Raw genomic sequence first — 638 nt, forward strand, 5'->3', positions numbered from 1 at the left:
GGGAGAGATACCACACCAGAATCTTAGGAAAAAGAAGGATTTTTATTGGCTCTTTCCGGACTCTGAAAATGAAGCGTTTAATCACATATTATATATTATTTGTTTATATATTATATATTCACATATTATTTATATATAATAATATGTATTTTGTTCCTGTTCTTTTTCCCTAATGTTTTATGGTATCAATTTTTTGCGTCCGGCTTCCGGCTGCTTTTTGTATTTGGTATCAAAAGGTCGTTGTACAGGGTGTGCCAGGAATGATAATTCGGTATCAATTTCTTTCCCTACAGTATATCAAAAAAGCATAGGGACAAAAACCCAACTTTTTAAAATATGTTTTTTTTAGATAGGGACAAAAACCCAACTTTTGATTGATTATTTGTATCATATAGTGTCTTTTTTTGTTAATAGATGTTCTTTTCCCTAAAGTTTGTGTTAAGATTATGAGAAAAGTTCCTTTTTTATGGGTTTATGTAATAAGAAAAGTTCCTTTTTTGTGTGTTGGTATGATTATCAGGTTTTTTTTATCAGCTAGTGATGGTAGTACCCTTAAAAATGAAAGGGTAACTATCTGAAAAACAACAGATAATGGTAAAAAATCAGGGACAAAAACCCAACTTCTTAGGGACAAAAAC

Origin of the sequence: Phocaeicola plebeius DSM 17135, from assembly GCF_000187895.1 — a bacterium.
Lineage (GTDB): Bacteria > Bacteroidota > Bacteroidia > Bacteroidales > Bacteroidaceae > Phocaeicola > Phocaeicola plebeius.